Genomic DNA, 8,369 nt, shown 5'->3' with positions numbered 1-8,369 from the left:
TCAGATGGAAAATGAAGAGAAAAGAATCATTTTGATTGTGGATGATGCACCGGCCAACGTGCAGACCCTCAACAGTTTTTTGAAAGAGTCCTACAAGACAAAAATCGCTACCAATGGTGAAAAGGCGTTGAAGATTGCCGGGGGAGAGACCAAGCCGGATCTGATCCTGTTGGATATCATGATGCCCGAGATGGATGGGTATGAGGTGTGCCGTCGGCTTAAATCCGACCCGGAAACCAAGCAAATTCCGGTGATTTTCCTCAGTGGTAAGGACAGCTTGATGGATGAAGCCAAAGGGCTGATGCTCGGTGCGGTAGATTTTATCATGAAGCCCATTGATGCAACGCTGGTGAAGGCCAGGGTACGAGTACACCTGATGCAGCTCGATCGCTGGAAAGCGCGTGAAGCAGAACTGCTGGCAGAGATCTCAGCCCTGAAAGATGAAGTTAACCAGTTGCAAAACGGTTAGGAATGCGTATCGGGTAAAAGGGAAACTGAAACGTTGTGCTTGCTGCATGGATGATCAGCTGGTTACCGAAACGCTGATCATTCCGGCGGATGATCTATCCAAAAGCTTGATGGGGCACACTTTTCTGGACGGTTTTTTACGCAGAGACTGAGAATGCCAGACCGCACTGTTCAGGGGTCATATATCCGATGGTTGAATGCTTCCTCGGGCGGTTGTAGAGACCTCGATGTATTCAAAAATGTTCTGTTTGGCCTCCTCGCGAGAATTGAAAACCAAGCCTCCGATTAACTCGGTTTTCAAGGTGCCGAAAAAGCTTTCTGCTGGCGCATTATACCAGCACTCTCCAAGACGGCTCATGCTGTAGAGGTATCCCTTCTCCTGGAGCAAGCCAGTGAAGAGGTTGGATCCGTATTGGCTGCCTCTATCGCTATGGACCATCAAGCCAACGGGTGGCCTGCGCTTGAAATAGGCCATTTTCAAGGCGTCTGTTACCAGTGATGCTTTCATATGGTCAGCCATAGGCCATCCCACAATGCTATGCGAATAAAGGGTCTATCCAAACAGCCAAATAGAGCCAGCCCTACTTGGTCGCGATGTAGGTGATATCGCCCCCATATGCCTGATCTGGTCGCTCAGCAGTAAATTCACGGTTCACGTGGTTTGTTGCCACTGGTAAGCGTGATTAGAATCTGTCGTGATAATCTTGAAACATCATTGGGCTTTGCATTCAAAGCCTAGCTTGCGTTTGATCCTGGCAATCCGCCTTCTACTGACGCGGACACCATACTCAACCAAACAGCGCTGTTGCGAGGTCGGGGTGGCCGCCGACCTCACGTTTTAGAGAGAAATGGCAATTTGAGAGAGATTCGGCAGAAATCAAGTGGATCCGACCTCAGGACAGAGAGACACCGATCCAGCGGGGTATATCTATCACCCTTGGATCCATTGCTAAATTTTGGGCACAAAAAAACCGGCTCACAGGCCGGTTTTTCGTCGAAAATCCCACGATGAGTGGTCTCCGCAGGTATCTTGGTGAAGCAAAAGCCATTGAGATCAAAACTTCTGAGAATTTTGGGGAGAGCGTTCGATTCCCTATTGATCTGCAAAAGTAAGAGATTATGCTCTTGCGATCTATTCTCAATTTTCCTGAGATCAGCTAACCCAATGTCACGACCCCCTGAACGGAATCATCAAGCCCGATGACCGTGAAGCCGTGTGATTTCTATTTCCACCACTTATTTAAAAGTTGAATCTCTGCTTTCACAGTATGATGGGGCGTGGTCGCCTATATTTTTAGAACCCCACACTTTTCTTACTCCAATTCATCCATTAGTTCCTGCATGGCTTCCTCCAACTCCTGCATCACAGCTTTCCATTCAGATCTGGAACGTCCTTGGGTATTAATGGGGGTTCCCACTCTTACACGGACCGTACCAGGCGTTTTTATAAATGTTCCCTTTGGCCATACACAACCTGCATTGTGTACCACGGGCAAGATGGGTACCCCCATGGTTAGGGCTAAGCGGATACCACCGGGATTGAATCGACCCATTTCGCCTATTGGAACGCGGGTTCCTTCCGGAAAAACCAATACCGAGTGCCCCTGTTTTAAAGCGCTCTGTCCATCTTTAAGTAGTGTGGTGATGGCATGGCGGGGATGGCCACGGTCAATGGCAATCTGCTGGCTGGTGGCTAGCGCCCAGCCATAGATGGGTACGCGCAACAGCTCTTTTTTGAGTACAAAAATGGCGTTGGGGAAAAGGCCAAAAAAACGAATGGTCTCCCAGGAAGATTGATGTTTGGCCATGATCACGCAAGGTTGATCAGTTGGCCTGCTCTGCAAACCTTGGACCTGTTCATCCATACCACAACACCACCCCAACAGATCTCGCCCAACAAAGGTTCCCCACCAACGGATAGCCCCCCGACGTAAAGCCAGAGTGCCTGGAACCAGGGCCAGAACCAGTACGGTGAGGGATAAACCCACAGTAACCGGTTGAGAGATGATATAGAAGAAAATGGATCGGAGGGCTTGCATGGCCATGCCTTCACCTTTGTAATGTGGCCAAAAAAAGCCTGTTGAGTAACGTGATACGGCGATCAAACACCATGAAACCCCTTTTTGAGTTCATAACGAACAGGTGTGACTTAGGCGTTGAGGGCCATCTTTTTTGGAAGGGTAATGTGGTTGTGCAACCGTCTAAAAAGAATAGCTAAGTTTCAGGCTTACGTAGTCATTATCCGCATGATGACCGAATTGGGATCCCGCGACGCCTCGGAAACTCTGCATGCGTAGCCGCAACGTCACATCATCACGGATGGTGTAGTTAACATCCATGTAGTCCATGCTATCGCTATCGTTCAACCCGAATGCGCCACCTACGGTCAGCCCCCATGTGTCATTGATATCAAAGTTCAGACGGCTGATCAGATAATCCTGAAATGGGCGGGCATCCATGGAGGAGAGCACATAATTGCTACGGGATTGATGGTCGGTGCGTAGATCACCAGCCCACTCCAAGGTCCAACTCAGTTCATTGCCCCCCAGGCGTAAGGCCCAATCACTCTCGGTATAGGCAAAACCCAAGGTCACTTTCAGAAAATCATCATCGCTGTGGTCCGGTATATGTTGATACTGCAGCTCACCATAATATTTAAGCGACTCATCCACATAGGTTAATCCGCCCATAACCCCCAAAGCTCGGGGAAAGATTTTATGGTACTCAAGGGCCAAGCCCGTGGGGTTGGTCGCATAGACGACCGGGAAGGGGCTCAATCCATAATAGGCGGAGGCGGCAAAATCATAGCCTTCACGGACCCCTTGGTAGTGTACGGCGTAGGTGGCATTTTCAAAAGAGATGGGGCGGATATCGCTATTTAAGGTGGTGTTGCCTGCACCAAGAAGCGCTCCTGAGAAAAAACCATCTGCTGAGGCGCTACCCATCCAGCGAGACTCTTCCTGCAGTCCCGCATAGCTGCTATCCATTGGAATCACCACCAAAGAGAGGGTGTCATCTTCCAAATAGGTGCGGTAGCGCACCATCCAGCGCCCTTGTTGCATGGGGTGTGAGGGAATGGAAGCATCGCTTTGATCAAATTGATCCATAGGGGAATAGAGATCCGCTACGCCCCAGTTCAGCCGGGTTTTACCCAAGGACAGATCATAATCGTCCTGCTCATAGGTCAAAAGCGCTTGGGTTACATCCAGGTAAGGCGTATGAGCCGCAGCTGCATGCAGTTCATTAAACACCCCTTGTTGAGGGTCTGGTGTCCTCAGCCGCATGTATCCATCCAGATTAAAAACCAGATTATCGCTTAGGCTCCAGATGGAAGTGGTTGAGAGCTGAACCATAGGGTGAAGACGCTCATCCTCTTCATTAACGCTGTCGGAACGATTGTTTGCTGGGTGCAGAAAATAGTCCCCAGCCAGCTCAAGCTTGTTTTCCATGGAGACTTCCAGTCCATGAGCAGAGGGGGGCAGCGTGCAAAAAAGCAGTGCCAAAGCCCAAAGCCATATGGAGGGAAAAAACAGCAACGGTTGGTGACTCATGGTAAAATACAAACTTTCTGAAGCGTTTATACAGAGTAGGCCTACTGCCTTTGCTCTGGGACATGCAAGCCGCCCTATTTAAAAGGGTGCGTGTCTGTTTTTAAGCTGTTTAATCAGATATCCAAATCCCGCCCCTCCATGCGCACACACATTTCCTCGAACCTTAAGGCCATGATATTGGCCAAATTACGATAGAATTTACGGGCGATATGGGGGTAGAGCTTAAGGGCATGATCAATCTGCTTAGCATTAAACTGAATAAGGACCGAATCTTCCCGCGCGACAATATTGGCCGTTCGCAATGTCAAACCGGTATACCCCATTTCACCAAATATCGCACCAGGCTGGAGTTCGGTTACGGGTGTTTCGTGACCATCTTTGATGATCATCACATCGGTCTGTCCTGAAAGCAGTACAAACATATCCTCACCCTGCTCCCCTTGGCGAATGATGTATTCCCCTTTTTTCACCCGATGCATATGGGAGAGCAGGATCGTTTTACGAATCTGGTACCGGGTCATGCCTTGGAACAGCGGGCTTTCCTTAAGGGCGGTGGAACCAATTTTCAGGGAGATGATATCCCAAATGGTCACCAGACGGACCTTGCGTAGGAAGATCGGTGTTACAAAAAGATCCGCCAGGGCTGCTGTTGCCAAACCAACCGCACAGAGTATGCCAAAATCGGCGACAACCTGGAAATTGGAGAACCCAAAGATGAGAAAGCTCACGCACAGGGAAACGGAGGTGGTCAGAACCGCCACAACCTGGGAGGTCAGAGCGGTTCGCACCGCATGACTGGGGCTGGGTTCCCCTTTGGATGCCAAAGAGTATCCCGTTAACAGGTGGATGGTGTCATCCACAGCGATACCCAAGGCCACTACAGTGACCAGTACTGTACCGGGATTAAGGGAGATATCAAAAATAGCCATCACCCCAAAAATCACAAAAGCGGGCAGTACATTAGGAATCAGTGAGACCGCCCCTAACGCCACCGAGGAGTACATGAAAGAGATCAGCACAAAGATGACCAACACCACGATCATAAATGATTTGATCTGCTCGGTAACCAAGGCATCACTGGTACGGTTAACAAGGATGTTTTCACTGATGATACGGAAAGCAAACCGCCCCTGAGAGAGCGTTTCGATTTTCGCACTTATATCGCTAATAACCTCCTCAAGGATAATGGAGTTAGAGATGTTATGGCGTACCACCAGGGCCGCTTGCTGCATCTCACTATCGATAAACTGGGACATATCCCCACGCTGGAAAAAAAGCATGTACTGCTCAATGAGCGCCGCATCATTCGGGATGGAGTAGTCAATGCTTTTTCCACTGGTTATTTCACGATTGACATAGGATATATGGTCGGCAATGGACAACACATTATCAAAATAGCCACTCGCTTTGAGCATGTTTTGAATGGACTGAATCAACTGCATGTTTTCTGGTTTCAGAAAAGCACCGCTCTGCTTGCCATCCAAGGTTAGGTAGAACATCTGGATGCCTGCGATATCTTGATGCATGCGCTGGGCATCAACCACCACCGGGTCATCACTCTTAAGATAGCTTAATGGATCATTATTACCCTGCAAGGTTGATCCCATACCGATACCAATAATGGCCACCAGCGCCGCGACCGACAGCACAGATTTGGCGTGATGCTCCGAAAGACGGGTGGCCATAACCAGAACATGCCTAAACAGCCTGGACTGTTTTTTCTCCTCTTTATTATCCTTTTTCTCCAACGGTCCAAAATGGCGTAGGTAGAGGGGGACCACCAGCATGGTGGCAAACAGGTTACAGATCATGCCCAACGAGGTAGCGATGCCAAAATCCTGCAAAATTTTGATGTTGCTAAAAATGCTCGAACCAAAACCGATGGCTGTAGTGCCAGCCGTTACCAGGGTGGCAATACCGATTTTTTTCATCATGCTTTGAACACCAAAGGCACGAATCTCATGTGGCTTTTTGCCGGTTAAGTCCGTCTGATGCAAACCATGGTAGTAGGCCCCGACCATATGGGTATCTTCGGTGGATCCTACGGCGATAAGCAATAAGGGCAAACCACTACTGATCAGGTTCAAGGGTACATCCATCAAACCGAGGAACCCCATGCACCAAACAATGCTGAACCCTGCTGTGATCAGGGGTAACACCGCTACTCGGATAGAGCCTAAAAACAGTGAGATGCCAATAATGATAATCAGCCCAGAAATGGGGGTCAGCAGATGCATGTCATGGCGAATACCCCGTTTGGTTCCTGCATTGATGCGGGGGGTGCCAATTTGGAAAATCGTATCAAATTTATCCCGAACCGGTTCTACAATGGCTTCTACTTGATCATAAGCCCGGTCCACCAGGGTGTCGTCATCAAAACTGTTTCGAATACGCACCGAAATCACAGTGGTGCGCATATCCTCAGCCAGCAAGTTTTTCATTACAAATGGATTGTCACGGGCATAACGCTGAATACGTTCAATCTCTTCAGCGTTCTCCGGCACATAGTCCATTAGAGGGGTCGTATCCAGATCTCCATCCACATTGCGGACATTGGCCACTGTGAGCAGGCTCTCGACCTTTTCCACAAAGGGCAACTGTTCTAAAGCGACATGAAGTTCTTCAAGCAGAATCAACTTTTCAGGAGTAAAGAGTTTGGCATCCTTAATATAGACCTGGGTGGCCAGATCCGAGCCAAAGGTATCCACCACCTGATCATAGTAGCTCTTGGCTGGATCGTTGGGGTCAAACAGTGAGGATTGGCTGGCATCCACCCGTAACTTGCCAATACCAGACAGCGCCACTGCGGTAAGGATGGAGATAATGATCAACGTTGCCAAACGATGACGAAGACTGAACAGAAAAAGCGTCTGCAACATGGGCCTGCTCCCCAGGTTAATAAAAGTGCCCTAAAAGGGTTGGGTAGGGGGAGAACGTTTAACGCATGTGCTTCTTACGCTTGAGATAACGGTGGTTGAATATCTTGGGATCCACCGCATCACCGCTAAAGGACCAACTTTCAACCAAAGAGCGGGTTTGATGTTGCTCCTTGAGATTATCCATTAAGGAGAGTTTAGGGCGCCAAACCCCTTCAACATTTATTGCTTCTTGCACAGTCAGGGTTTTAACCAATTTTTTACTGCGCCGGGCAAAAAACTGGACCTGCATTTCCAGCAAGGTCTCTTTATCAATGGTCAGCCTGCGGTAGCTATAGCCTGTGCTCTTTTTGGTATTTTTGGCTGCCGGATAGGCATCTACCACATAGCTATCTCGCCCATTGAATGGTGTATCGGGTTGGCGTTCATAGCGGAAGTTGTTACGGTTTTCTGAAACCAGATCTTCATTGGCAAAATCGGTACCCATAAAGTAACTGCGTTTGCCCCCCCCCACTACCCTTTTGAGCTTGCCTAGGGCTGGTAGAAAGGTCCATTGATCATCTTCCCCACTCTGTTTTTCCCAACTAAGCGATGCAACGCCCTTAACCCCTTTGGGGGCCTTAAAAACCAGCAGATATTTGGATAGCCCATCCTCAAATTTACGGGCAAACCGATGCATGGTTCTGGCTTTCTCTTTACCTGAACGATCAATCAAGGTCATGGTGGTGACGGAGAACTCTACATCCTTGTCGTTGAGTTGGGCTTTCAGGTCCATGATCTGCCGACCTGTGTGTGTCTCACCAGCTTCAACAGGCATAACCCATAGTGTGAGAAGGGCTAAAAAAGTAAGGATTGTGGTGTGTGTCCATGTCTTCATGAAGTGACCCCGGTTATGTCTACCACACACCATGATGAACTTGGTGCGGTGACTGTAAAGTTATGTCTAAACAGGGGTAGGATCACCCTATGTGAGTCAGCTATCCGTCCGTTTAACCGGAATATCCCAGGCCCAAGCCCCCACTATGATTCTGCCAAATCAAACACTGCTCGTCCACTCCCATGTCATTTTGACTGCAAATGTGAGCAGTTAACGAAGATGAGGAAATTCCACCAGGCCCTTGTACAGCCCTTTGTATTGGCCGGTTTTGCAACATTGAGATATATCTATTCTGTAACTTTAATTCTTTGCCCTAAAAGCCTGTTCTTACGCAGTGACTGTTCATTCTGTCATTGTGGTATTCGTTGCCTAAGCTGGGCAAATAACATTAAAGAGTCGATCGTTCAGAAACCTGTTTGATTGGCGGGTTCCAAGGTTGATTCCTGGGATGACATGAAGGTCTGTATCCAGAAAAGCAGCCAAAGAAGCCTCAGCTTCTTCAAAATGAGGCGGAGGTTATAGCCAATCCCTGAAATTAGGGCATTCAACTGGTCACCGCGCACACCTCGGAGAAAGTTTCTATCCAACCGGCCCTCG

Annotated in this window: 5 protein-coding genes and 2 pseudogenes; 1 reads left to right on the top strand and 6 read right to left on the bottom strand. The window is 48.8% G+C overall.

What is annotated here, in order from left to right:
* The first annotated feature begins 4 nt into the window (after window positions 1-4).
* Window positions 5-469 carry a response regulator gene (locus V5T57_RS14295; RefSeq protein WP_332891914.1) on the top strand — a complete coding sequence of 155 codons (465 nt, stop codon included), beginning with the start codon at window positions 5-7 and terminating at the stop codon, window positions 467-469.
* Between the two features lie 136 nt (window positions 470-605).
* Here the strand turns inward: V5T57_RS14295 and V5T57_RS14290 are convergent.
* The 6 genes and pseudogenes from V5T57_RS14290 to V5T57_RS14265 form a co-directional block, all read right to left on the bottom strand.
* Window positions 606-1,273, bottom strand: a pseudogene (locus V5T57_RS14290) (IS3 family transposase); the annotation flags it as partial.
* Window positions 1,274-1,781: 508 nt separating this feature from the next.
* Window positions 1,782-2,513 (bottom strand): lysophospholipid acyltransferase family protein, encoded by a 732-nt coding sequence (locus tag V5T57_RS14285; protein ID WP_332891913.1) that lies wholly within the window; start codon window positions 2,511-2,513, stop codon window positions 1,782-1,784.
* A 156-nt stretch (window positions 2,514-2,669) separates the two neighbouring features.
* On the bottom strand, window positions 2,670-3,917 hold the full coding sequence (locus V5T57_RS14280; RefSeq protein WP_332891912.1) for a hypothetical protein: 1,248 nt from the start codon (window positions 3,915-3,917) through the stop codon (window positions 2,670-2,672).
* A gap of 215 nt (window positions 3,918-4,132) precedes the next feature.
* Window positions 4,133-6,898, bottom strand: a complete 2,766-nt coding sequence (locus tag V5T57_RS14275) for an MMPL family transporter (protein WP_332891911.1) — start codon at window positions 6,896-6,898, stop codon at window positions 4,133-4,135.
* Window positions 6,899-6,956: 58 nt separating this feature from the next.
* Window positions 6,957-7,772, bottom strand: a complete 816-nt coding sequence (locus V5T57_RS14270) for an outer membrane lipoprotein-sorting protein (RefSeq protein WP_332891910.1) — start codon at window positions 7,770-7,772, stop codon at window positions 6,957-6,959.
* A 404-nt stretch (window positions 7,773-8,176) separates the two neighbouring features.
* Window positions 8,177-8,369, bottom strand: a pseudogene (locus V5T57_RS14265) (IS5/IS1182 family transposase); the annotation flags it as partial.

The sequence above is a fragment of the Magnetococcus sp. PR-3 genome (assembly GCF_036689865.1).
Taxonomy (GTDB): Bacteria; Pseudomonadota; Magnetococcia; order Magnetococcales; family Magnetococcaceae; genus Magnetococcus.
Note: the sequence above shows the minus strand (reverse complement) of the source record. Positions and strands in the feature narration are given on the sequence as shown.